This window comes from Paenibacillus aurantiacus (assembly GCF_042431225.1).
Classification (GTDB): Bacteria; Bacillota; Bacilli; order Paenibacillales; family Paenibacillaceae; genus Paenibacillus_Z; species Paenibacillus_Z aurantiacus.
Genome location: NZ_JBHMDO010000041.1, coordinates 85,444 through 109,100 on the forward strand (window position 1 = coordinate 85,444; position 23,657 = coordinate 109,100).

Sequence of the window (23,657 nt, forward strand, 5' to 3'; positions counted from 1 at the left end):
GAGTGATCAATCAATTACTTTGCATTAAAATATCACTTCTTTTTCTGCAATTCCCGAATGGTTGCCGCAATACCAACCTCGGGTCTGGTTGCTGGAATAGCCCCGATATGGCGCCGATACTTCTCCCCGCTTAAGCGGAGCGGTTCTTCGGTTAAGTACAGCATTTCCACAACCTCTTTCATGACGGGAACGAATAATCCCAGCAGCGACAATCCAACCTTTCCAAGGGCAATAACGGGCTTATTCGTGCCGCTTGCCTGTTGAGCAATACGGACAATCTCACGGCCAGAGATAATGTCCGAACCAGGAATATTCCAGTTCTGCCCATAAGCCTGCTCGCGTCCCGCAAGCTCCACAATCATCATTGCCGCGTCAGGCAGATACACATATTCGCGCGGCGTTTTCATATTTCCTACGAAAAAGGCCATTTTCCCAGCTGCAATGGCTTCGAGCGTTCCACCTAAATATGAGGCTTGATTGGCGGTTGGTCCATAATAATCCGGAAGGCGTACAATCATTGGGCGTGCCTTACTCCATCTGCTGCTAAAGATCATCTGCTCAAAGGCAAGCCGTACTTTACCCTTTTTCGTATGAGGCTGCTTAGGATGGTCCTCAGTCACAAGTTCCATTTGTCTTCGTCCATAGGGGTAAATTCCATCAATGACAACGACCTTCAAACTCAGTCGGTCGGCCGCTTCCATTATAGATTCGCCGAGAGGAATCAACTTGCTCGCCATCTCGTTGTAAGGGACGTTCGCGCAATGGAATAGTACATCCGCATCTTTTGCTGCGGCCGCAATATCATCCGTCCGGAATGCATCCCCGATTGCAAACATCAGGTGAGGAGGGTTGCCTAACTGGTTGGCAAGTTCCTCTAGCTTGCGGCGAGACCGTCCGAAGGCAATCGTCGGAACTCCCCGTTGAACAAGTTCAGATACAATAACCGCGCCTGTGCCACCTGTTGCCCCAATAACAATTGCTTTTTTCATCATTCTCCAACTCCCATTCAAAAAAAAGTAATTGATCAATCACTTACCGATAAACAAACTATAACATCGTGTTAGTGATTGGTCAATAACTAATTTTCAAATTATGGCTTTCGCCATATTAAGATTCCCGTTCGATGAGCTCCGGCATATCAAGCGCCCACGAAATATTGCATAACATCCCCCTGGCAAGAAACATAAAGGTCCGATCTTCTGGATTCTGTAGCCCTTTCTCACGAAAAGCACTCAACACGATTTGACGCACTTCTCGAAAACCGTCGCGCATCACTTCCCGGATAGACTCCTCACGCATCGTCTGCGCTTGCATTTGCAAATAGGTCTCATTCATGTGGGAGACTAGGATTTCCTTATATGCCTCGATCAGATCGCTCTCCAGTTGCTCAGGGGTTGCTGCGCTTTCCACGACCAGTCGAAAGGATTGTTGGATCCTTTCCCAAGAAATCTCCAGTGCGCTGAGTAATAGCGCTTCCTTCGTGGCGAAAAAACGAAACACATAGGGTTGAGAAATTTTCGCCCGTTCTGCAACCTGTGCCGTAGTAGCACGGTAATACCCCGTTTCCGCAAATACCTCAATCGCTGCCGAGATGATTTCGGCTTTTCGATTTACGCTGCTTTTTTCATCCTTTGCCATAAACCCAACACTCCCTATAGTTATTGACTAATCAATTACAATGACCGGTCAAGTATAGCTTATTTACGACGTCCATGCAAATTATGAGTTCGTTATGGTAGCTACCCGGGCTAAGATCAGCGGTCAATCCGCGGTTTGCGGAAGAACGAGCGCCGAGTCGGCCACCGGCAGCGGGTCCTACTTCAGAGCCTCCAAGGTATTCGCAAGTATCGGATACAAGGAAAGTTTAAATACCTACTTTACAGGTTGGAATTATTGTGATAATTTATCTTCATACAAAATATCTTTCCAAAAAGAGAATAGGCCTACTGGATAACCAATGGCTTCTGACTGATCGAAGAGTTCCGCCCCGACGCATCGCCATGCGAGGGACGCGGCGCGCCACTTTGATGCGGTCGGGAGCTTTTTTGTTTGCATAAGCCGGAGGAGGAACGATGACAGAACGAAACATGCTGCTGCACGAGCTGGATGACGCCTTTCGCAAGATGATTCGCAAATTCGTGGCCGAGCGGGACAAAGTGCTGATCCACGGCGAGGTGACGCTGCCGATGATCGTCGTGCTCGGGAAGCTGCTGCGGGATGGCCCGCAGAAGGCGGGGGAATTGTCCGCGGAGACGGATTTCTCGTCGGGGGCGACGACGCAGCTGTGCAATCGCCTCGTGCAGGGCGGCTACATTTACCGGACGCGTCCCGAAGACGACCGCCGTACGGTGCTGCTGCACATCACGGATAAAGGACGGGCGTTCATGAAGTGGCTGCATGAGCAGGAGGACCATGATCGCTATAGCTTGTTCGACGGCTTCGAAGAAGCGGAGCTGCGCAACTTGCTGGCATATTGCGGACGAATCGTGGACAACATGCGGCCGTTCTTCGATAGCCTGCATGGGCTGACCGAGCTGCTGGACAGACAAGAGCGGCCGCGGCACGACGAGACTGCCGAGAGCGTCGGCAAACGGATCGCGCCATAAATTGAGAGACAGGGGACATGAGAAGATGAGAAGAGCAAGCGACAGACGCAAACGATTCGGATTCCGCGCGGCGGGGGTGCTGCTGCTGGCGCTGGCGACGGGGCTGGTCGCAGGCTGCGGGAATGCAGCGGACAGTGGGAAGGCGGACAGCGAGGCGGCAAGCGGAGGCGCGGGCGCATCGAGCGAACCGGTCAAGGTACGTCTTGCGCTCGACACGGTCGCGACGGGCTCGCTGCAGTTCCGGACGGCGCAGGCGCAGGGCTATTTCGAGAAATACGGCATCGACGCGGAGGTGTCCAACTTCGCTTACGGCATCGACACGATCAACGCGATGCTCGTCGAGCGGGCCGACACCGGCTCGGCGGCGGACTACGCGCTGCTGAATTCGCTGTCCAAGGGCGACTTCAAGATCGTCAGCACGCTTAGCCGCGAGACGGAGGAATCCGCCTCCGCCTCGATCGTCATCGCCAAGGGCGACGATATTCAGAGCGCGAAGGATCTGGAGGGCAAGCGTCTCGGCGTTGCGAAGGGCACGGTGTACGAGTACATATGGTCCAAATATCTCGAAGCCGCCGGCATTGACGAGAGCAAGGTGAAATACGTCCCGTACAGCACGCCGGACGAAGGGCTCGTCGGCATGCAGAAGGGGCAGATCGACGCGGTCATTGCGGCGAGCATTTTCATCGACAAGTTCCTCGGCCTCGAAGGCGCGCACAAGATCGGCGATCTGTCCGACGCCAACGCGAGCATCTCGTCCTACTTCGTCGTGCAGACGAAATTCGTCGAGGAGCATCCGGAGGCAGTCGCGAACATCCTGCGGGCGGTGAACGATGCCATCGCCTATATCAAGGACCATAAGGAAGAGACGGCCCAGCTGGCGTTCGACGAGGTGAAGCTGCCGAAGGAGGGCGTGCTGAAGGATCTCGAGCAGCTGACGTACACGATCGGCTTCTCGCAAGCGGACTTCGACCACCTAACCGAGATGAAGCAGTACATCAAGGACAAAGGCATTCTGAAAGTCGATTACGACCTCAAGGAGAAGCTGGCGCTCGAGCCGCTCCGGCAGGCGTTCCCGGATCTTGTAACTTATAAATAAAAAGACGGGCTATAGGACTTGAACGGATGAGCGGTACAAAGCGCGCGGAGCGAGAGAGATGAATCTGGAGAAACGTCAGTGTTCGCCCTTGTGAACGGATAACTACCTTTGTATGATTCCATCCAAGTTATCCGTGAACAACAGCGATCGTAAGACCATCACTCTTGCGCAGCAATCTTTGTCCCCATGAAGTTCACCTCCTATAGCCCAAGGAGGCCCACTATGACGACCCAACCAGCCGGCGCCCACGCGATCCGGATCGAGAATTTGCGCAAATCGTTCGGCGCCGGCGCGGGAGCCGCAAGCCGCGAGCCGCACTACATTATCAAGGACGTCAACCTGACGATCAAAGGCGGCGAGTTCTTCATCCTGCTCGGCCCGAGCGGCTGCGGCAAATCGACGCTGCTGAACATGATCGCCGGCTTCATCGGCAAGACCGAAGGCAAGATCGCGCTCGGCGAGCAGGAGATCGAGCGGCCCGGCCGGGAGCGGGCGATGGTGTTCCAGCAGGCGGACGCGTCGCTGTTCCCGTGGCTGACCGTGCGGGAGAACGTCGAGTTCGGCCTCCGGATGAAGAAGGTGCCCAAGGCCGAGCGCCGCGCCATATCGGACCGCTACATCGCGCTCGTCGGACTCGCCGGCCACGAGAACAAGTTCCCGAAGGAGCTCTCCGGCGGCATGAAGCAGCGGGTGCAGCTGGCCCGGGTGCTCGCGAACGATCCGGCGATTCTGCTCATGGACGAACCGTTCGGCGCGCTCGACGCGATGACGCGGCGGACGATGCAGAAGGAGCTCATCCGCATTTGGCGGGAGACGAAGAAGACGGTCATTTTCGTCACGCACGACATCCAAGAGGCGATCCTGCTCGGCCAGCGAATCGGCATCATGTCGATCGGGCCTTCCTCGCGCATTACGGACCTGTACGACATTCCGCTCGCGTACCCGCGAGATCTATCCGACCCGAGCGTGCTCGACTTGCTTGGCACGATCGAAGCCCATTTCGACGAATAAGGAGCTGGCATAGGCGATGAGCAGAGGAAAACGAATTTTGCAATACGGCGTGCTGCCTTGGCTGGCTGCTCTGGTCATCTGGCAGTTGGCCGCGTGGGCGTCGGAGCCGGACTTCCTGCCCGGCCCGTATCTGACGCTGAAAGGCGCGATCGAGCTCTCCAAGGACGGCTCGCTGTTCACTTACATTCTGTACAGCTTCTACCGCGTGTTCACGGGTTGGTTGATTGGCAGCCTGATCGCGATTCCGGTCGGGCTGGCCATGGGGCGCATCCGCTTCGTGCGGGCGCTTGCCGAGCCGATTCTGAACTTCGTCCGCTTTATCCCGGCGCTGGCGTTCGTAACGTTGTTCATGCTCTGGTTCGGCATCGGCGAGCAGTCCAAAATCATCCTCGTCATGTACGGCACGATCTTCACCGTCATCATCAACACGATGACCGGGGTGCTTGCGGTCGAGGAGGATAAAATCCGTTCCGCCCGCAGCATGGGCGCGTCGGAGTGGCAAATTATGCGCCACGTTATCGTGCCGGCGACGATCCCGTACATCTTCACCGGCGTCCGGCTGGCGATGAGTACGTCATACATGGCGATTCTCGGCGCGGAGATGATGGCGGCGAACGAAGGCGTCGGCTTCCTCATCTGGAACGCGCGGCTGTACTTCAAGACAGATTGGATTTTCGTCGGCGTCATCGCGCTCGGCCTGATGGGCTTCGCGACCGACCGGCTGCTTGGCTTCATCGGGCGGAAGCTGCTTTACCGTTACGGCATCGTGTTCACGGGCTCGCTGACGCGCAAAGCGTAAGGGGCGACGAGGCAAAACCATTTTCCTAAGGGAGGCATATCTATGACAAGTTGGAGCAAAGAGACGTTCGCCGGCACGATCGGCAAGACGGTGGAAGATTCGGTGCCGAGCTGGCCGCAGCCGGCACAAGCCAAGGATGGCGCGCCGAACGTCGTCGTCATTCTGCTCGACGATCTCGGCTTCTCGCAGCTGGGCTGCTACGGCTCGGATATCGCGACGCCGAACATCGACGCGCTCGCCGAAGGCGGCCTGCGCTATAACAATTTCCACACGACGGCGATCTGCTCGCCAACGCGGGCGGCGCTCTTGACGGGGCGCAATCCGCATGCGGCCGGCGTTGCGTTCGTCTCCGGCTTCGACAACGGATATCCGAACACGCGCGGCAAGGTGAGCAAGGAGACGGCGCTGCTGAGCGAAATGCTCGTGGAGAACGGGTACAATACATTCGCGGTCGGCAAATGGCACCTCGTCCCGGCAGCCGAACATTCGGCTGCGGGTCCGTTCGACAACTGGCCGCTCGGCCGCGGCTTCGAGCGGTATTACGGCTTCCTCGAAGGCGCGACGAACCAGTGGAATCCGGATCTCGTCGAAGACAATCGCCGGGTGAAGCAGCCCAAGACGGTCGCCGAAGGCTACCACTTAACCGAGGACTTGACCGACAAGGCGATCGAATACATCCGCGATCAGAAGAGCGCCGCGCCGGATAAGCCGTTCTTCGCGTACGTCGCCTACGGCGCGACCCATGCGCCGCATCACGCACCGCAAGACTATATCGACCGCTACAAAGGCAAGTACGATAAAGGCTGGGATGTGACTCGCGAGGAGTGGTTCGCCCGCCAGAAGGCGATCGGGCTCATCCCGCAGGACGCGGTGCTGCCGCCGCGCAACCCGAACGTGCGCGAGTGGGCAACGCTCCCCGAAGCGGAGAAGAAGCTGTACGCCCGCCAGCAGGAGGCGTTCGCCGGGTTCCTCGAGCATACGGATTACCATATCGGGCGGATCGTCGATTTCCTGCGCGAGATCGGGCAGCTGGACAACACGCTGATCGCCCTGCTGTCGGACAACGGCGCGTGCGCGATGGGCGGCCAGGAAGGCACGATCCATACGTGGGCGGAGAGCTTCGGCGTGAAGGAGACGCTGGACGAGAAGCTGCAGCGCATCGACGAGATCGGCTCGGACACGGCGAACAACCATTACGCGATCGGCTGGGCGCAAGCCGGCAATACGCCGCTCAAGTGGTACAAATCGTTCGTGCACGCCGGCGGCGTGAAGGACCCGCTCATCATTCACTACCCGGCGGGCATTCAGGACGGCGGCGCGGTCCGTACGCAATATTCGTACGTGACCGACATCGTGCCGACCGTGCTGGAACTCGCGGGCGTTCAGGCTCCCGAGGTCTACAAAGGCGTCCAGCAGCAGCCGGTGCACGGCACGTCGCTCGCCTATACGCTGGCGAGCGGCGATGAGCCGACGCGCAAGGAGACGCAGCACTTCGAGATGGTCGGCAACCGCGCGATTTGGCACAAAGGCTGGAAGGCGGTCGCGGCCCACAGACCGGACACGCCGTTCAGCGACGACGTATGGGAGCTGTATCACGTCGACGAGGACTTCACCGAGTCGAACGACCTGGCGCAGACGCATCCGGAGAAGCTGCGGGAGCTGATCGAGCTGTGGTGGGCGGAGGCCGGCCGCTATGGCGTGCTGCCGCTCGACGGTCGGTCGGTCGTCGCCAAAGTGCGCGGCGTGGAGAAGGCGAAGGGCGGCGCGCCGAAGCATGCGGTTACCGAGCGGGTATTTTATCCTTCCTCGTTCGGCCTGCCGTTCGCGAAGCAGCCGGATATTCGCAACAAGCCGTTCGAGATTCGGGCGTTCGTGAACCGGACGACGGTTGACGACGAGGGCGTCCTCGTCGCGCAAGGCGGGCGGTTCGGCGGCTACGCGCTGTTCGTGCAGCACAACCGGCTGACGTTCCACTACAACTACGCCTGGGGCGTGCAATATACGATTACATCGGAGACCGAGCTTCCGGTTGGCGAGCTGACGCTGGCGTTCCGCTTCGCCCGCACGAGCGACAACGAAGGCGTGGGGACGCTCTATGCGAACGGCTCGCGCATCGGCGAAGGCAAGATCGGGCATGTCGGCTTGCTTGGTTTCTCCAAGGATCAGTTCCATGTCGGGGAGAACGATCCGACACCGGTCAGCGAGACTTATGCGTCGCCTTTCCGGTTCAGCGGCGAGTTGAAGCAAGTTGTTTTCACGCTCGGCGGCTATTCGAACAGCCTGGAATCGCAGCTGGCGGTGGAACTGGCGACGGAATAACGCGCGGACGACATGTCTTGGCGGATACGGATAGCTTTAATGAAGAGAGCGCTTCGCGGTCATCGGCTTGATGACGCGAGGCGCTTTTTTTGGCGTGGCTGACGCTTGATGATTGACGACTGCGACTCTCCGAGAAATAGCGCCGGGATCATTTGTCCAGCTTCCGTTATAATAAGGAGAACTGGTAAGGAATGCCTGGGATCGCAGATCGTTCGCGGGGCATTAGGGGAGGTAGACGGGATTGACCGCGTTACTAGCGATGGAAGGATTAAGGAAGCAGCGGCCGGATCAACCGGATGCGACGTTGTTCTCGGAGATGACGGCAGAGCTCGCGGCCGGCGACCGGATCGCGCTGCTCGGCGGGTCGGGGCAGGGGAAGAGCACGCTGCTGCGCATTCTCGCCCTGCTGGAAGCGGCCGATGGCGGCAAGTTAATGCTGGATGGCAAGGAAGCTAGGGCGTACGTCGAGCCAAGGGAATGGCGGCGTCAAGTGTGCTATGTCGCCCAGCAGCCCGTCATGCTGCCGGGATCGGTGGAAGATAATTTGCGCGCGGCTAGCAGCTTGCATGGCACGCCGTTCGACGAGACGCTCGCGCGCCTTCTTATGGAGGCGGTGGGGCTTACGGGCATTGGTTGGCAGCGCGCCGCTTCGGAGCTGTCCGGCGGCGAGAAGCAGCGGACCGCCCTCGTACGCGCCTTGCTGCTGAAGCCCCGGCTTCTGCTGCTCGACGAGGTGACGGCTTCGCTGGACCCGGGCAGCAAGGACGCCGTCGAGGCGCTGCTGGATACTTGGTCGGCGCAGGAAGGCGCTGCTTGCCTCTGGGTGACCCACGACCTCGAGCAGGCTGCGCGGCATTGCCGCACGGTCTGGTTCATGGCGGAAGGGCGGCTGCTCGAGGTGGCGGAGTCGGACATGTTCTTCCGGGAGCCGGCGACGGAGCAGGGGAGGCGTTTCGTTCGGCCGGATACCGCGGAAGCGGCGGCTGTGAGGACGGAATCGACGAATGGGAGGACGGAATCGACGAATGGCAGGGCGGAACCGGTGACCGGATCAAAGCCGGATGCCGAGCTGCCGACCGCAACCGAGCTGGAATCGAAAGCCGCCGTACCGACGCCGTCCGCCGGGCAGAAGCCGGACACCGCGACGGGAACTGAGCAGAAGCCGGGCACCGCGGCGGGGGCTGGCACCGGCACGGAAGGAGGCGGGCGCGCATGAGCAATTGGGCGCTGGCGGCGACGCTCGTCTTCGTGCTGGTGACGATGCTGCTGTCCATCAGGCGGAAGCTGGGGCTAGAGAAGGAGATCGCCGTCGGCACGGTGCGGGCGGCGGTGCAGCTGTTCCTCATCGGCTATGTGCTTCACTTCGTGTTCGATACGCGCAATCCGGCGCTGATCGTCCTCATCATTGCCGGGATGATCACCGTCGCCGCGTTCAACGCGGGCAAGCGGGCGGACCGAATTCCCGGCATCCGGCTGCGGATCGCGGCCACGCTGCTCGTGACGGAGGCGCTGACGATGGGGCTGCTGCTGTCGCTTCGGATTATCGAGGCGACGCCGCAATACATAATACCGGTTAGCGGCATCATTATCGGCAGCTCGATGATCGTAGCAGGCCTGTTCCTTAGTGCGATGACCCGGGAGCTGGAGGCGGCCCGGGGCGAGATCGAGGCGCTGCTGTCGCTCGGCGCGACGACCCGGCAGGCGCTCCGGCACTCGGCCGGGCGTGCGGTGCGCTCAAGCATGATTCCGACCTTCGACGGTATGAAGACGGTCGGTCTCGTGCAGCTGCCGGGCATGATGACGGGCATGATCGTGGCCGGGGCCGAGCCGATCGAGGCGGTACGCTATCAGATTCTCATCATGTTCGTGCTGTCCGCATCCGCGGCGATTACCGCAATTATGCTCGGGACGGTCACCGCGGGACTGTGGTTTACGGCGGAAGGAATGGTGAGGAGAGCGGGGAGGCAGGGGTAAGCATTCGCGGCGGGGCAGCGGGCCCTATTGGAGGGGAGCGCGGAAGCGGATGTCGGCGCCCTTGCCGGTTAGACTGTGCAGCCAATGGGATATCTCCGTTGGCGATTGCTCATCATCTAGCGCTCCGCGGCCGCTGGCCATACACGCGCGAAACGGGCTTGTCCCCCTCAGGGATAAGCCCGTTTCGCGTATTTCTGATTAACGTCTGGACGACGACTCGGTTTCCCGCACGACCGGATTGCCGTTTTGGTCCAGATCGACCTTCTCTTTGCGGACCGTATCTTGGACTTGCTCCGTCCCCTGCACGGTGCGTTTGCCAATGACGATCTCTTCGGTGACGACCGGCTTCTTCGTGACCTCGACACGCTCCTCGGTGAGCGGGATGCGAATCGTCTCGTCCTCGCCGATCGGCGCGGCATCCGTGCGGCCGTCCGCTACTGCGCGACGCTCGACGTACACTTCCTCATGCTCGACGGGCACGTTGATGGTCCGCTGCTCTTCGACGACGTCTTTGTGCACGACGACTTCGCCGGCCTGCACCGCTTCCTTGTCGACCTGCAGACGCTCCTCGCGCAGCTTCAGCGTCCGCTCGCGGTCCGCCTCCAGCTCCTCGGCCGATAGCGCGGTTGCATCCGCCGGATAAGGCGTGGACCAGTCCTTGGTAACCGGGTCCGGCGTGAATAGATCGTTCGTCAGCGTATTACGGCTCGTATCTTCTGCCGTGACCGCCGTCTCGGCTAGACCGAGGCTCGTCTGATCTGCCGGACGCTTGTCCAGGAAACCCTTGGCATCGTCCGTCAGCACGAGATATTTGCCATCTTTCAGATCGGCGATGTACGTATCGGTGTCTTGGTCCGTCAGGCCCAGCGTATACAACCGGCCCCGCAGTCCCTCGTGATCATCCCCCGTAAAGAAGCGTTTCACTTTATCCAGGAAGGAGTTGTCCCGGTCTTCATCCGATAACGTTTGCACGTCCGCTTTGCGATAGAGATCGGTGAGATCCCACGATTCCTCTTTGTCCGCCACGACTGTGATGTCCGAACTTGTATACCCTCTGGCTTGGAGTGCCCGGATCGCGCCCAGCACTTCCGACGACGAGTTGAAAACGCCATAAACGGCTTTCGACATTGTCCATTCCTCCTTTAGGTTCCATCGCTCCGTGATACAAACCGTATATACCCGGCGGGTATGAACGATAAACGAGAGCGGCGAAACTAGAGAAGAAAGCTGCAGGGCCCCGCAGATCGCAAGATAGCTGGAAAAAGCGATGGTTGTGCTGGCAAAGCCGTCCGTATGAAAAGCCGTCGAAGCCCTCCGTCCGTCTACGAGAAGCCGTCCGCAAGAAGCCGGTCGAAGTCGTATCTCCGCAAAGCCGATCGAAGTCGTATGTCCGTCTGCAAGAAGCCATCAAAGCCGTATTTCTGCAAGAAGCCGCCGAAGCTGTATTCCGTCTGTAAGAAGTCCGCGAAGCCGCACGTCCGTCCAAGCGAAAGGCCGGCGAAGCCGATCTCTCGCGTTAACCGCGGCCGTCTGTTCGCTCCGATGGCGTCCAGGCGGATCGGGAGCCAGGCGCGTGCGCGGGAGCCGGGTCCATGAGCGGGTCGGCCGTGAACAGATCGTTGCTCATCGGCGCATGGACGGACGTATCTTCTTCGCGCACTTCGTGGGACGCGGCGGAGATGCGATCGTCATAGAGCGCTCCTTCCGACAGCGCCGCCAGCGCGGCGGCATCGAGCCTGCCGCCATCCAGGTACGGATGAGGAGGCGAATCATCGCCTGCGGCCGCCGCTTCCTGTCTGCTGGCATGGACGGTTTCGGGGCGGTATTGCGGCGGCTGACCGTTCACGCGGGCGCTGTCGACGAGAACGAGCAGCCTGCCTGCGTGCAAGTCTGACAAATAATCGTCAATATCGCCTTCGCCTACGCCAAGCGCGACGAGCCGCTCGCGGAACAGGTCATGCTCTTCGCCGGCGAACCAGCGCTTCACTGTCTCGAGGAAGGTGCGGTGCTCCTGGTCCTCTTCCACCGTCTGAATATCAGCCTTTCGGTACAGGGAGGCGAGATCCCAGGGCTCTTCAGCCTGCGCGACGACGCTGATTTCGTAGCTGTCGTAGCCTTTTTGCCGTAGCGCCTGAATTGCTTGCAGTACATCGGCGGTTGTGTCGTACACGCCATATACGGTTCTGCTCATCGGTCATTCCTCCTTGGTTTCTCGAACGGGTCGGTCTTCAGAAGTATTACCCGACAAGCAGCTGCGGATAACGAAACGAAGGGAAGGGCTCTGTAGCGCCCTCGGGTATGCGTCTGCTAATATGAGAATATTGTGGGAGGCTGTAAAAGGCAGGTGGAACATGGGGATTATGGGAAGACGCGAACCGAATCAAATAGCGGTTGAATTGAACTGCGAGGTTACCCGAGTGTACCGAAGCATATCCAAATACAAGCGCGTCAAGGTCCCGGTCGTGACGGCGAGACTCGACATTTATATCGACGGGGATCAATTGCACGATGATAACGTTTTTGAAGCGGACGTGTTCTATGAATCGCTAGTGTGTGACGGCACGTTCCCGATATTCAATTGCACGTGCGGCATTTTCGGCTGTGGAGGCTACGAGGTGAACGTGCGCCATGAGGAAGAACGGGTGCTGTGGGACACGGAAGGGCTGATCTTCGAGTTTGAGCGCGACGCGATGCTGAAATTCTCGAAGGAGCTGTTAGTCCGGCTGGAGACGCTCGAACGCGTTTTGGCTGAGAATGGGTTGCCGCCTCGGTATGATCATCCTACTTTCGCGAGCAAGATCAAGCGATTCGAGGAGAGAAGATAGCCCATGAAATTATTATTTATTTGCAGCCGCAACAAATGGCGCAGCTTAACCGCCGAGCACGTGTTTCGCGGTCAGGACGGATACGACGTCCGGTCGGCTGGAACGGAGGAAGGCGCCCGCGTCAAAGTGACGGAAGGGCATATCGGCTGGGCGGATGAGATTTTCGCCATGGAGAAGAAGCACGTGCGCCGGCTCAAAGAGAAGTTCGGTCCGTTACTGGATGGGAAGACGGTGCGGATGTTGGATATTCCTGACGATTACCGGTATATGGACGAGGAGCTGGTCGAGCTGTTGAAGAACCGGATGTCGGAGTTCATAGACTTGCCAGAGTAGATAGGCTGCTGGACTAACTCACGAACGAAAGGGAGCTTGCGCGATGGAGTACCATCATGACCGGATACAAGGCATCGAGCGGGAAGGGTTGTTATACATCGACGACGATGGACGGGAGCGGACAATCGATTTCGAGACTTGTCGCCGCAATTGGATGAATCACAGCGGCCAGTCGGAGAGCCGCTGCATCGCTTGGCGGGATATTCAGAGCGAACCGCCGTACATCGAATTTTTCTCCGATCCCAAAATCCGGTTCACGTTTCCCTACAAACGCACATGGCGCGAGAAATGGAAGCGGCACCCTTCGGAGCTAGGAGAGCGCTACTTTCAGGCGACGGTCGACGCGCTGGATCGGGAGGGATGGACGACGTTCGATTTGTCTTGATAGTCAGGCTTAAATAAGCTGACGGATAGGATGACCGGGATGGGAGAGGCGCGAGGATGAATCGATTATGGGGAATGGCACTCGCGGTATTGCTGGCGCTTGGGACTGCGGGCGAGAGCGGTCTGACGCCTGCGGCCGCGGCAAGCGACGTGACGGCGGTGGATTTGAAGTCATGGAAGCATCCCATCCGCAAGGTGTTCGCCGATTTCGGCGTGACGCTCAAGGGCGTGGAGCTGCTGCAGAATCGCACGTATCCGAAGTTTACCGTGCAGCTGCCGTACAAGCTGTCGGATCAGAAGGAACGCGACTTTGATGTTTTGGTCTCCGAGCTGGCCGGCGCTAACGGGTATTGGCCTTTCGAAATGGTCGACGACGCGCAAGCCGTCACCGTGCAGGCGAAGACGGATCGGAAGCTGAAGCTGGTGACGCGGGTGCTGGTGAACGGCAAAGCGAATTATTTCGACCGGGCGTTCGACGCGTATTTGGCGGGTATCCGCAAACTAGAGCAGTTGGATATCGTGGCGCAGGGCGATCTGGACGGCGACCGGAAGATCGAATATATCGTGCGAGATGAGCCGGACGATTATGGGGATGGCGTCAGTCTGCATGTCGTGCAGCGCAGCGGAGCGACGTTCGTCAATGCCGGACGGTTAAAGGACGAGGTCGGCGTCGCACACGAATTGGGCGATATCGAGTTCGCGCCGATGGACCGCACGGGAAAGCTGTATATCGTAGCCGAAATGTTAGGTCCGGTGGGCGGAGTGGGTTTTAACTTGTATCGCTGGGATGCCGGTTGCCCGGTGCTCATTCAGTCGAACTTTCCACATGCGACGGGCATGGGTTACCGCTATTTGAAGGATGTAGACAACGACGGGGTGATGGACAACGTCTCGGAATATGCGCATGGAGACTTCCAAGGGCATGTGATACTGCTGTACAAGCGGTTCGACGGAGCGGGAACGGAGAAGCATAAGATCGAATTTAGCGGCGTCAACGGGAGATTCCGCTACCCGGCGAAGGCAGAAGACGTCATCCGAACGTTTATCGAAGACTGTTACTGGGACGAAATTCTGCTGGCGGAGCGCAAGCAATTGGTCGCTTCCGACGCCGTCTTGAAGTTCAAAATTCGGGATTACGTGTATCTCGGCATGATGGATTACGGCGGAATCGATCTCGCGTTCAAGACCGCATCCGCGAAGAACGGAACGAAGACCATCGTCGTCACGACCGACGCGGCGGACGGCAAGGAACAGCGTCTGCAGTTCGCGATGACGACCGTGAACGGGCTGTGGAAGATTAATTCGATCAAAGCGCTGTGATGCGCCGGGAACGAATAAGGCTGCCAGGGGATCTTCCCCCGGCAGCCTTTGTGTCGTGCAACGTTCGCAGCCGGCTCTTAATGGCTAAGGATGTTGCGCAGTAACGCGCCGTAGAGTACCGCGGCTTCTTGCTTCGTCATCGCGGCGCCGGGACGGTATTCGGCCGCGCCGCTCGCGGACTTCGTCACCTCGGGGCCGTGCCAGCCGGAGGCCACGACGAACTGCACCGCTTCATCCGCCCATTTGGACGGAGCGGTCGCCAGCTTCGCGGACGCCGGCGTCGCGCCGAGAAGTCCGGTTGCGAGACGGTGCGCGACGACGGCGGCTTCCTCGCGGGTGATGGCGCGGTCGGGCTCGAAGTTCTGGCCCGGCACGCCGGTCAGTACCCCAAGCTCATATACCGTCTGCACGAGCGTGGCGAGCGGGTGATTGCGTATGTCCGGGAACGCCGCCGGGCTCTTGGAAGGCATGACTCCGGCGACACGGGCTGTGATGGCGACGAATTCGGCGCGGGTGATTGCGCGCTCCGGCTCGAAGGCGGCGGCTTCGTCGTCGTCGAACGCATTCAGCGTGCGAAGCAAGTTAATATCTGCGGCATACGGACTGTCGTCCGGTACGTCGGAATAGGCTGGCTTCGTCGGCAGCTTTTGCGAAAGGCTGTCCGGGGACGTGTAATAGATATACGTAATATTGCCTTTGTCGTCTTGCTTGAAGGCGGCGATCTGGCCGGCTTCGTCCTCGAACGTCAGCGGACCGGTAGGCTTCAGCGTATGCGTGCCGAGCGCGTCATCCACGAGCAGCACGCCGTCGCCCGCGGTGACTTTGGTCGCCAGAAGGGGGACGCGCAGGCTGCTGTAGAGCCCTTCGAATTTGGTCAACTGCTGCTTGGTGAAGACGGGAGCGGCTGGCTGATTACCGGCTTTCTTCGGATAGAAGCGGTCCATGAAGGCGTCGAAGTACATCGTCCGCAGCTCCGAGGACGCGTCGGACGTGGACAGAATCAGAGCGCCGACGTTCTGCTCGGGCATAAGCCACATCCAGGAGTGATAGCCTGGCAGGTCGCCGCCTTTGCCCATGACGTATTGGCCGTTCTGCATGTGATGGAAGAAAGACTCGAAGCCGTAGCCCATGATCGGGATGCCCGGGGCGGCTTCATAATGCGTCTCCAGCATGGACTTGACCGTCTCGGGCTTCAACACCTGCTTGCCGCCGAACGCGCCGTCATTCAAGTGGGCGATCATGAAGTTCGCCAGGTCGCTGCCGGTGATTAGCATGCTGCCGTCCGGGGAGATTGCGGGAGACAGCTGGTAAGCGTCCAGCGGCTTGCCCTGCGCGTCGTACCCGGTCGCCAGTTTCTTCGCGGAAGCCGCGTCGAGCAGATAGGTTGCGTTCTTCATCTGAAGCGGGGCGAAAACATGCTCCTGCATATATTGCTCGAACGGTTGTCCGGTGACGTTCTGAATAATGAGGCCTTGGATATTGAACGCGAGATTGTCGTAACGGTAGGCTTCGCCGGGCTTGCGGACGACGGTCGGCGCATTGCGCTTCACGGATTCTTCCAGCGAGAGCTGCTGCGCATTCGGATTCGTATCGGAGCCCGAATCGGTAAACTCGAAGCCGGTCGTGTGCGTCAGCAGGTGCTCGATCGTTACGGGAACGCCGGTCTTGTTCACGATGTTGACGCCAGGCAGGTACTGGGTAATGTCGCCATGCAGATCGACCTTGCCCTGCTCGACGAGCTGCATGAGACCGGTCGAGGTGACGGCCTTCGAGATGGAGGCGGCGCGGAATAGCGTCTCGTTCGGGTCGATCGGCTTCTTGGCGGCTACGTCGGCGTAACCGTAGCCCGCGTTCAGCAGCACCTGGTCGTCTTTGACGACGACGACGATCGCGCCGGAGAGGATGTCCAACACATCCTTGCGTGCGAAGAATTCGTCCGCGAACGCCCGGACGGATTTCGCGTCGACGGCAGGCGCTTGCGCGGTTGTGGCCGTCGCCTCGGCTGCAGCAGCAAGCGGAATAATGGAAGGGGCTGCCGATGCGGGGGCCGGAACAGCGGCATGCGCGGCATGCGCTGCTGCCGGTTGTCCGGCTACCGGCGCGGCGAGCAGGGCGGCAGCCAGCAGTGACGCCACGGCGATCTGGGTCGTTCGGGTACGATTGCGTATCTTCTTTTTCATCATGTTCACTCCCTCATATAACGTTGCACTCTTCCATTACATGGTAGTTGATCGAAGGAGGGAGGAACACCGCCCCCGGAATGATAATGCGGGGACCTCCAGGCGGAGGCGTGGGCTGGACCGCAGGCTCATCAGCGAGGTCCGGATTCGTCGCGCAAAGCGCGAATAGGGCTGCGCCAGCGCCACCGAAGTGACGAGGGTGCAGCCCTATTCAAGCAGACTGTTCGAAATACCGGCTATCATGCTTTCTTTTTCTTCAGGAAGGGCAAATGAATCGCGAACGACTTGCATGCGGGCTTCTGTTTGCCGTTCTTGTCGAAATGGAGCACGGCGTTGATCTCTCCGCCGATGACGATCACGATGCTCGACAGGTAGAGCCAGGTCAGCAGCACGATGATGCCGCCGATACTGCCATAGGTCTTGGAGTAGCTGCCGAAATTATTGACATAGAAGGAGAACGCCAGCGATGTGACGATCCAGCCGACCGTGGTGAAGATCGCCCCGGGCAGCACCTCCTTGAATGTCAGGCGCAGGTTCGGGACGAACATGTACATGAGCGCGAAGACGACGGCCATGATCGCGATCGGCAGCGCGAATTGGGCGATACTCCAGATCACGTCGAAGCTGCCGGGCAGCTGCGTCCACTTGTACAGATGGTCGCCGATGACGCGACCAAAGATCAGCATGACCATGCTGGATACGATGACGAGCGCCAGCACGACGGTGAAGAGCAGCGAGATGCCTTTCACTTTCCAGAACGGCCGCTTCTCCTCGACGTCGTAAGCTTTGTTCAGCGCCTTAATCACGGCGCTCACGCCGTTAGATGCCGACCACAGCGTAACGAGCAGACCGAAGGACAGCAGCGAGCCGCTTCGGGACTGCTGGATTTCCTCGAACGCTTCCGAGATCGTCGTGGTCGACGTCTCCGGCAGCACGAGCCGGATGCCGTCAATGACGTCGCGCACCGTCAAGTCGGCGAAGCTTAAGACGGCGATGATGAAGATGAGGAAAGGGAAGAACGACAAAATCAAATAATACGTCAGCTGCGCGCCCATCGCCGGCACCTCGTCGTCCTGAAAGCGGCAGTAAAGGCTCTGCGCGAACTGCCAGCTGCGGCTCTTCGTATCTTCCGGTTGGGCGGGAGCGTCATTGCGATGTGTATCCGGCCCGTTAGCCGGACTCGCGGGCTTGCGGCCCTGACCGCCGCTCGTCTGGTGAATCGTGCCTGCCATAAGTCCAAGCCTCCTCTCGATCGGTAGTCCTCATTACCCCGCGGTTCGCGGAGACAAACCCCGTCGAGACGGGCCAAGAGGAGGATGCGGGGGATGAGTCGAACGGCGGGATGAACAGCAGTCGAGGGCCAGACGGAAACGGGGAATCCGGCGATAAGACCGCCTTAGCAGTTGCAGCTTGGCCCCAGGCCGCGCTAGTTCCCGTCGGAAGCGGCCGGATTCCGAACGGCGCCGAGGAATACGATCGCGCCCGTCTCTCCCTCTTCGATCGCGAAGAAGAACGGGCGATCTGCCGTGAATTCGAACGGCTTCGCCGGTTCGGCGCTGCCGGCAACCATAGCGGCGGTCGCCGCCGCTGCTTCGGTACCAGACTCATCCACTACGATTCGGGCTTGGTGAATCACTTCGCTCAAGTAGAACAGCGCGCCTTCCTCGGCCATACCGGAGAAATCCGCTTTCTCCGGATCGAAGGCGGTCTTCATCCCGAGCTGCCGCAGCGTCTCCTCCAAGCCCAGCTTCGACTCGATGGTGAAGCGGGGCAGACGAACGACTCCTCTCGCCGATGCCAGTCCGGCACGCCACGACTCGGGATTGCTCATCAGCTGCGGCAGCAAGGCGTCGAGCCCGCCCGGCTCGCCGGGCAGCACGATCGTCATGCGCCATTCGCCCTCGCCATACGGCAGCTGCAATACCTCGTACGCCTGTTCCTTCTTATAGGCGTACGACCCTTTACGCTCCATCATCGGGACGCTCGCCGTCTTCCCGTCCGGAAGGCGGAAAGGACGCGCTTGCGTCTGGTCCTCTTCGAACGGTTCGCTCCATGCTCCTTTGAAATAAATCGCGTTGACGAGCGTCGACACGGTGTCAGGCCGGAAACTGTCGATTAGACGAGGAATCATCCCTCTCGTGTGCTTATCCACCCACTTATTGACGGTCGCGGGGGCATCCGGATCCAGAAAGTCGAGATCCTGTACCTCGGCCTTATAATAGGTCTCCAAATCGGCGGCGTACGCCTCTTTCAACTGAATGCCCCGCTGCACCCATGCCGCGTTCGCGATCTGCGCCGCCACATCGGGATCTTGGTGCTCGAGGATATCCGTCAGCGCGCGGGTGCCGGCGTTCAGCTCGTTCACGGACAACCCCTTGGCTTGCAGCGCTTCCAGCATCTCCGAACGGGTATCCCCGCCTGCGCCGTTCAGGACAAGGCCCATGGCCATCGATATGCTGAGCGGGGAGAAGAACCGGTTCTCGGCGGTTCCGGGCAGCAGCCGTCGCCCGAGTTCCATGGACAAGGCATTCGCGGACGCGATCTGCGCGCGGTTCGTATCCGAGACCGCGAAGCTCGGGCGCTCGGGGGCCGAGCCGCAGCCGGCGTTGAGGGCGAGAACCGAGGACGCGGTAACAAGCGCGACGCCCCTCATGAGCATCTTGATCATTTTATCGCCCTCCCAGTAATGTCGTTTAATGGAATATGACGAGCGGCGCGACGGAAAGGTTGCACACGCAAGCCCGGCTGCGATTTCGCTGACAAAGGCGGGGAAAGCCGGCCTGCGCGGAGGATGGCGGGAACGATAGTCCTATTGAAGAAAAAGGATTTCGTTGTTAGAATGGGAACGTTAGTTCTTGTGCGGGGTCCGGCTGGGCCGATCGCGCGTCGGATGAGGGCCGAACATTACTCCTGAAATTGTTACATGCAGCAATACCGATGCGCTCGGCAATGTTGTAAACTGTAAAGATATTCTAAATCGTACCATACTAAACGGTATCATTACGATTTCGGTCAAGGAGGCGCCATGAGTCAAGGGAAATCGAACGTATCGATCCGGCATTACGCGGCTCTGATGCGCCGTTATTTGCTCCCGCAGCGGGGAGCGCTGGCCGGATTGACGGCGCTGCTGTTCGCTTCGATCGGACTGCAGCTGGTCAATCCGCAGATTATCCGTTTCTTCATCGACGAGGCGCAAGGAGAAGGCGCGATGGAACCGCTTTATTACGCGGCCATCCTCTTCATCGCGTTCTCGGTCGTGCAGCAGGCCGTCAGCGTCGTGGCGACGTATATGAGCGAGAACGTGGCTTGGCGGACGACGAATACGCTGCGGGGCGATTTGGCGGAACATTGCCTGTCGCTGGACATGAATTTTCATAAGTCGCATACGTCGGGCGCGATCATCGAGCGGGTCGACGGCGACGTGAACGCGCTGGCGAACTTCTTCTCGAGCATGATCATCCACCTGGCGGGCAACGTGCTGCTGATCTTCGGCATCATCGCGCTGCTGTTCCGGGAGAATTGGATCATCGGCACAGGCATGACGCTGTTCGCCGTATTCGCGATTTACATCATTCAATGGATCCGCAAGTTCGCCGTGCCGGTATGGAGCGGCTGGCGGCAGGCGAACGCGGAGTTCTACGGCTTTATCGGCGAGCAGCTGGAGGGGACCGAGGACGTCCGCGCCAACGGGGCGGGCGGCTTCGTCATGGGCCGGTTCTTCGGCCTGCTTGCGCGGATGCTCCCGCTGCGGGTCAAGGCATTCCTCGGCTTCGCCATGATGTGGACGTCGACGATCGTCATCTTCGCGCTCGGCAACGCGATGGCGTTCGGAGTGAGCGCCTATCTATGGTACAAAGGCGACATTACGCTCGGTACGGTGTACCTCATCTTCTATTACACGGAGCTGCTGGCCAAGCCGATCGAGAAAATCCGCACGCAGCTGGAGGACTTACAGAAGGCGGACGCCAGCATCGTGCGCATCAACGAATTGTTCGAAATGAAATCGGAGATCTCGGACGGACCGGGCGTCACCTTCCCGGACGGGCCGCTCGCGGTCGAATTCAAGGACGTCGTGTTCAGCTATGAAGGAGCAGAAGGGCCGCCGACGCTCAAGGGCGTCAGCTTGAAGCTTGCCCCGGGCGAGGTGCTCGGGCTGTTGGGACGCACCGGAAGCGGCAAGTCGACGATGGCGCGCATGCTGCTCCGATTCTACGATCCGCAGCAAGGAGAGATCCGGCTCGGCGGCGCGGACATCCGACAGGCGAAGGTAGACGAGCTGCGCGCGCGCGCGGCCATGGTCACGCAGAGCATCGAGATTATGCAGGCGACGGTGCGGGATAACTTGACCTTCTACGACGATACGATCTCCGACGAGCGCATCGTCGCCGTTCTCGAAGAGCTGGGCCTTGCCAATTGGTACCGAACGCTGCCGCAGGGGCTGGATACGATGCTCGCTTCGGGCGGGGGAGGCTTGTCCGCCGGGGAAGCGCAACTGCTCGCATTCGCGCGCGTCTTCCTGTGCGATCCCGGACTCGTCATTATGGACGAAGCATCATCAAGGCTCGACCCGCTTACCGAGCAGCGCATCGAGCGCGCGACGCAGCTGCTGCTGGAGCAGCGGACGTGCATCATCATCGCGCACCGGCTGGCGACCGTGCAGCGCGCGGACCGCATTCTCGTGCTGGAGGACGGCGAGGTGCTCGAGTTCGGCAGGCGGACGGAGCTTGCGGCCGATCCGGATTCGAGATTCAGCCGGATGCTGAAGACGGGGATGGAGGAGGTGCTCGTATGAGTACGTTTACGTTTCTGTGGCGGCTGATCATGTACAGGCCGATCCGGTATTTCGTCAATGCGCTGGCGTGGACGCTGATCTATTTGGCTCCGATCGCGCCTGGGCTGGTCACGAAGGAGTTCTTCGATAACCTGACCGGCGATTCGGCGCTCGGCATCGGGATTTGGGGCATCATCGCGCTCTTGATCGGCGCGGCGCTCGCAAGGGTTATGCTGATCTTCATCGGCTTTATTACGGACGTTCATTTCCGCTTCCGCATCGGCATGCTGCTGCGCCGCAATATGCTATCGCACGTGCAGAAGCAGCCGGGCGCAAGAGCGATCCCGGTGTCGCCGGGCGAGGCGATCAGCTATTTCCGCGATGATATCGACCAGACGGAGGAGGCAGCGAGCTGGTCGGTCGACGCCTTCGGGATGACAACCTTCGCGGCCGTGTCGGCCGTCATCCTGATTGGCATCGATGCCGAGCTGACGCTGTACGTATTCCTGCCGCTCGTGCTGGTCGTGACGGCGGCTCAGCTGTCGACGCAGCGCATTCAGAAGTACCGGGCGGCCAGCCGGGAAGCGACCTCGAACGTGACGGGCGCGATCAGCGAGATGTTCGCGAACGTGCAGTCCATCCAGGTGGCCGGCGCGGAGAGGCGCGTCGTGAACCGGTTCCGCCAGCTGGGCGAAGAACGGCGCCGGACGATGGTGAAAGACAAGCTGATGAGCGAGCTGCTCGATTCGGTGTTCTCGAATTCCGTCAACCTGGGCACCGGTCTGATCCTGCTGCTGGCAGGGCAGAAGATGCGCGGCGGGGACTTCTCGGTCGGCGACTTCTCGCTCTTCGTCTACTACTTGACGTTCGTGACGCAGTTTATCACGAATTTCGGCAAGTTCCTTACCTACTTCAAGCAGATGGGCGTTGCGCTGGAGCGGTTGACGGCGCTGCTGCAGGGCGCGAAGCCCGGCGTCCTGACGGCTTCGCATCCGCTGCACCTCTCGCGGCGAGAAGGCAAGTTCGACCCTTACGGGGAGGGGCATGCCGCGTCGGCGGATTACGATAAGGAGCTCGAACGCCTCGAGGTGCAGGGGCTTGGTTACCGCTATCCGGATACGGGCAGGGGAATCGCAGACATCAGCTTTACGCTGGAGCGAGGCTCCTTCACCGTCGTAACCGGCATGATCGGCTCCGGCAAGACGACGCTTGTACGCGCGCTGCTCGGCTTGCTGCCGGCGTCCGAAGGGGCGGTCCGCTGGAACGGCCGAGAGATCGCGGACCCCGGCGAGTTCTTTATTCCGCCGCGCAGCGCCTACACGGCCCAAATCCCGCGGCTGTACAGCGACACGCTGCGCAACAACATTTTGCTCGGGCTGAGGGAGACGGACGGCAATTTGGCGCGCGCCATCCATGCGGCGGTTATGGAGCACGATATCGAGCATCTGCAGCTCGGGCTCGAGACGGTCATCGGACCGCGCGGCGTCAAGCTCTCCGGCGGGCAGGCGCAGCGGACGGCGGCGGCGCGGATGCTCGTCCGCGACGCGGAGATGTACGTGTTCGATGATCTATCGAGCGCGCTCGACGTCGATACCGAACGCAAGCTGTGGGAGCGACTATTCGAAGCACGGGGCGGGGCGACTTGCCTTGTCGTGTCGCATCGGAAGGCAGCGCTCGCTCAGGCCGACCAGATCATCGTCATGAAGGACGGCCGGATCGAGGCCCAAGGAACGGCGGAGGAGCTGCTCGCCGGCAGCGAATCGTTCCGGCAGCTATGGCATGGCGACGAAGGGTAGCGCATGCGAGTATACGGGAATCTTGCGGGGGATGCCGCGAGATTCCCGTTTTTGTGTATCCGCGGGTAACAATTGTGATTTTCTGGCTGATTGGGGGAAGGTTGCACAATCGTTGGCGAGATTGGGAGACGTTCTTGCGAATCGCGATAGAGAGCGGTATGATAGCACGAAAGGAAACCATTCCCTTGATGTAAATCGACAAAATCAGACAAATTATGCTATATACATCTAATTTTCGCATCA

20 protein-coding genes are annotated in these 23,657 nt (G+C 59.7%); 13 read left to right on the plus strand and 7 right to left on the minus strand.

The features are described 5' to 3' along the window. Positions 1-32: 32 nt before the first annotated feature. Together ACFFSY_RS25425 and ACFFSY_RS25430 are read right to left on the minus strand one after the other, a co-directional pair. On the minus strand, positions 33-989 hold the full coding sequence (locus tag ACFFSY_RS25425; RefSeq protein ID WP_377499515.1) for an SDR family NAD(P)-dependent oxidoreductase: 957 nt from the start codon (positions 987-989) through the stop codon (positions 33-35). 118 nt (positions 990-1,107) lie between these two features. Further along, positions 1,108-1,638: a TetR/AcrR family transcriptional regulator gene (locus tag ACFFSY_RS25430; RefSeq protein ID WP_377499422.1), complete on the minus strand. Its 531-nt coding sequence runs from the start codon at positions 1,636-1,638 to the stop codon at positions 1,108-1,110. A gap of 434 nt (positions 1,639-2,072) precedes the next feature. Between ACFFSY_RS25430 and ACFFSY_RS25435 the strand changes: the two genes are divergently transcribed. The 7 genes from ACFFSY_RS25435 (at position 2,073) to ACFFSY_RS25465 (ending at position 9,805) form a co-directional block, all read left to right on the plus strand. Continuing rightward, positions 2,073-2,606 carry a MarR family winged helix-turn-helix transcriptional regulator gene (locus ACFFSY_RS25435; protein ID WP_377499424.1) on the plus strand — a complete coding sequence of 178 codons (534 nt, stop codon included), beginning with the start codon at positions 2,073-2,075 and terminating at the stop codon, positions 2,604-2,606. 25 nt (positions 2,607-2,631) lie between these two features. Beyond that, positions 2,632-3,702 (plus strand): ABC transporter substrate-binding protein, encoded by a 1,071-nt coding sequence (locus ACFFSY_RS25440; protein ID WP_377499426.1) that lies wholly within the window; start codon positions 2,632-2,634, stop codon positions 3,700-3,702. 222 nt (positions 3,703-3,924) lie between these two features. Beyond that, positions 3,925-4,713: an ABC transporter ATP-binding protein gene (locus tag ACFFSY_RS25445; protein WP_377499428.1), complete on the plus strand. Its 789-nt coding sequence runs from the start codon at positions 3,925-3,927 to the stop codon at positions 4,711-4,713. Between the two features lie 16 nt (positions 4,714-4,729). Then, positions 4,730-5,512 carry an ABC transporter permease gene (locus tag ACFFSY_RS25450; RefSeq protein ID WP_377499430.1) on the plus strand — a complete coding sequence of 261 codons (783 nt, stop codon included), beginning with the start codon at positions 4,730-4,732 and terminating at the stop codon, positions 5,510-5,512. A 42-nt stretch (positions 5,513-5,554) separates the two neighbouring features. Beyond that, the gene (locus ACFFSY_RS25455) at positions 5,555-7,831 is read left to right on the plus strand and encodes an arylsulfatase (protein ID WP_377499432.1); all 2,277 of its coding nucleotides are present in this window, start codon (positions 5,555-5,557) and stop codon (positions 7,829-7,831) included. Between the two features lie 241 nt (positions 7,832-8,072). Next, positions 8,073-9,047, plus strand: a complete 975-nt coding sequence (locus tag ACFFSY_RS25460; protein ID WP_377499434.1) for an ABC transporter ATP-binding protein — start codon at positions 8,073-8,075, stop codon at positions 9,045-9,047. Further along, the gene (locus ACFFSY_RS25465) at positions 9,044-9,805 is read left to right on the plus strand and encodes an ABC transporter permease (protein WP_377499436.1); all 762 of its coding nucleotides are present in this window, start codon (positions 9,044-9,046) and stop codon (positions 9,803-9,805) included. Before ACFFSY_RS25460 ends, ACFFSY_RS25465 begins: the two co-directional genes overlap by 4 nt. Positions 9,806-10,003: 198 nt before the next feature. Here the strand turns inward: ACFFSY_RS25465 and ACFFSY_RS25470 are convergent, their stop codons facing one another. Further along, on the minus strand, positions 10,004-10,933 hold the full coding sequence (locus ACFFSY_RS25470; protein WP_377499438.1) for a YsnF/AvaK domain-containing protein: 930 nt from the start codon (positions 10,931-10,933) through the stop codon (positions 10,004-10,006). 388 nt (positions 10,934-11,321) lie between these two features. Continuing rightward, positions 11,322-11,996 carry a general stress protein gene (locus ACFFSY_RS25475; protein WP_377499440.1) on the minus strand — a complete coding sequence of 225 codons (675 nt, stop codon included), beginning with the start codon at positions 11,994-11,996 and terminating at the stop codon, positions 11,322-11,324. A gap of 169 nt (positions 11,997-12,165) precedes the next feature. Here ACFFSY_RS25475 and ACFFSY_RS25480 point away from each other — a divergent pair, with 169 nt between their 5' ends. The 4 genes from ACFFSY_RS25480 to ACFFSY_RS25495 are packed head-to-tail and all read left to right on the plus strand — an operon-like array spanning position 12,166 to position 14,667. After that, entirely contained in the window at positions 12,166-12,630 is a 465-nt protein-coding gene (locus tag ACFFSY_RS25480; protein ID WP_377499442.1) for a hypothetical protein, read from the plus strand. A 3-nt stretch (positions 12,631-12,633) separates the two neighbouring features. Next, a complete protein-coding gene (locus tag ACFFSY_RS25485) occupies positions 12,634-12,963 on the plus strand; it encodes a low molecular weight protein tyrosine phosphatase family protein (RefSeq protein ID WP_377499444.1) in 330 nt (109 codons plus the stop codon). A 43-nt stretch (positions 12,964-13,006) separates the two neighbouring features. Beyond that, positions 13,007-13,348 (plus strand): hypothetical protein, encoded by a 342-nt coding sequence (locus ACFFSY_RS25490; protein ID WP_377499446.1) that lies wholly within the window; start codon positions 13,007-13,009, stop codon positions 13,346-13,348. A 56-nt stretch (positions 13,349-13,404) separates the two neighbouring features. Beyond that, on the plus strand, positions 13,405-14,667 hold the full coding sequence (locus ACFFSY_RS25495) for a hypothetical protein (protein ID WP_377499448.1): 1,263 nt from the start codon (positions 13,405-13,407) through the stop codon (positions 14,665-14,667). 77 nt (positions 14,668-14,744) lie between these two features. Here ACFFSY_RS25495 and ACFFSY_RS25500 read toward each other — a convergent pair whose 3' ends face one another. The 3 genes from ACFFSY_RS25500 to ACFFSY_RS25510 form a co-directional block, all read right to left on the minus strand. Continuing rightward, entirely contained in the window at positions 14,745-16,850 is a 2,106-nt protein-coding gene (locus tag ACFFSY_RS25500; RefSeq protein ID WP_377499450.1) for a serine hydrolase domain-containing protein, read from the minus strand. A 236-nt stretch (positions 16,851-17,086) separates the two neighbouring features. Then, positions 17,087-18,079, minus strand: coding sequence for a YihY/virulence factor BrkB family protein (locus ACFFSY_RS25505; protein WP_377499452.1), 993 nt, complete (start codon positions 18,077-18,079; stop codon positions 17,087-17,089). 194 nt (positions 18,080-18,273) lie between these two features. After that, the gene (locus ACFFSY_RS25510) at positions 18,274-19,515 is read right to left on the minus strand and encodes a serpin family protein (protein WP_377499454.1); all 1,242 of its coding nucleotides are present in this window, start codon (positions 19,513-19,515) and stop codon (positions 18,274-18,276) included. A gap of 357 nt (positions 19,516-19,872) precedes the next feature. Between ACFFSY_RS25510 and ACFFSY_RS25515 the strand changes: the two genes are divergently transcribed. Together ACFFSY_RS25515 and ACFFSY_RS25520 are read left to right on the plus strand one after the other, a co-directional pair. Next, positions 19,873-21,639, plus strand: coding sequence for an ABC transporter ATP-binding protein (locus tag ACFFSY_RS25515; protein WP_377499456.1), 1,767 nt, complete (start codon positions 19,873-19,875; stop codon positions 21,637-21,639). Next, positions 21,636-23,414, plus strand: a complete 1,779-nt coding sequence (locus ACFFSY_RS25520) for an ABC transporter ATP-binding protein (protein ID WP_377499458.1) — start codon at positions 21,636-21,638, stop codon at positions 23,412-23,414. The genes ACFFSY_RS25515 and ACFFSY_RS25520 overlap by 4 nt, the downstream gene beginning before the upstream one ends. Positions 23,415-23,657 lie beyond the last annotated feature (243 nt).

What these genes read in the sequence shown, in the direction of transcription:
- ACFFSY_RS25425 (WP_377499515.1), bottom strand. Translation starts at nt 989, where the DNA reads ATGAAAAAAGCAATTGTTATTGGGGCAACAGGTGGCACAGGCGCGGTT.
- ACFFSY_RS25430 (WP_377499422.1), bottom strand. Translation starts at nt 1,638, where the DNA reads ATGGCAAAGGATGAAAAAAGCAGCGTAAATCGAAAAGCCGAAATCATC.
- ACFFSY_RS25435 (WP_377499424.1), top strand. Translation starts at nt 2,073, where the DNA reads ATGACAGAACGAAACATGCTGCTGCACGAGCTGGATGACGCCTTTCGC.
- ACFFSY_RS25440 (WP_377499426.1), top strand. Translation starts at nt 2,632, where the DNA reads ATGAGAAGAGCAAGCGACAGACGCAAACGATTCGGATTCCGCGCGGCG.
- ACFFSY_RS25445 (WP_377499428.1), top strand. Translation starts at nt 3,925, where the DNA reads ATGACGACCCAACCAGCCGGCGCCCACGCGATCCGGATCGAGAATTTG.
- ACFFSY_RS25450 (WP_377499430.1), top strand. Translation starts at nt 4,730, where the DNA reads ATGAGCAGAGGAAAACGAATTTTGCAATACGGCGTGCTGCCTTGGCTG.
- ACFFSY_RS25455 (WP_377499432.1), top strand. Translation starts at nt 5,555, where the DNA reads ATGACAAGTTGGAGCAAAGAGACGTTCGCCGGCACGATCGGCAAGACG.
- ACFFSY_RS25465 (WP_377499436.1), top strand. Translation starts at nt 9,044, where the DNA reads ATGAGCAATTGGGCGCTGGCGGCGACGCTCGTCTTCGTGCTGGTGACG.
- ACFFSY_RS25470 (WP_377499438.1), bottom strand. Translation starts at nt 10,933, where the DNA reads ATGTCGAAAGCCGTTTATGGCGTTTTCAACTCGTCGTCGGAAGTGCTG.
- ACFFSY_RS25475 (WP_377499440.1), bottom strand. Translation starts at nt 11,996, where the DNA reads ATGAGCAGAACCGTATATGGCGTGTACGACACAACCGCCGATGTACTG.
- ACFFSY_RS25480 (WP_377499442.1), top strand. Translation starts at nt 12,166, where the DNA reads ATGGGAAGACGCGAACCGAATCAAATAGCGGTTGAATTGAACTGCGAG.
- ACFFSY_RS25485 (WP_377499444.1), top strand. Translation starts at nt 12,634, where the DNA reads ATGAAATTATTATTTATTTGCAGCCGCAACAAATGGCGCAGCTTAACC.
- ACFFSY_RS25490 (WP_377499446.1), top strand. Translation starts at nt 13,007, where the DNA reads ATGGAGTACCATCATGACCGGATACAAGGCATCGAGCGGGAAGGGTTG.
- ACFFSY_RS25495 (WP_377499448.1), top strand. Translation starts at nt 13,405, where the DNA reads ATGAATCGATTATGGGGAATGGCACTCGCGGTATTGCTGGCGCTTGGG.
- ACFFSY_RS25500 (WP_377499450.1), bottom strand. Translation starts at nt 16,850, where the DNA reads ATGATGAAAAAGAAGATACGCAATCGTACCCGAACGACCCAGATCGCC.
- ACFFSY_RS25505 (WP_377499452.1), bottom strand. Translation starts at nt 18,079, where the DNA reads ATGGCAGGCACGATTCACCAGACGAGCGGCGGTCAGGGCCGCAAGCCC.
- ACFFSY_RS25510 (WP_377499454.1), bottom strand. Translation starts at nt 19,515, where the DNA reads ATGATCAAGATGCTCATGAGGGGCGTCGCGCTTGTTACCGCGTCCTCG.
- ACFFSY_RS25515 (WP_377499456.1), top strand. Translation starts at nt 19,873, where the DNA reads ATGAGTCAAGGGAAATCGAACGTATCGATCCGGCATTACGCGGCTCTG.
- ACFFSY_RS25520 (WP_377499458.1), top strand. Translation starts at nt 21,636, where the DNA reads ATGAGTACGTTTACGTTTCTGTGGCGGCTGATCATGTACAGGCCGATC.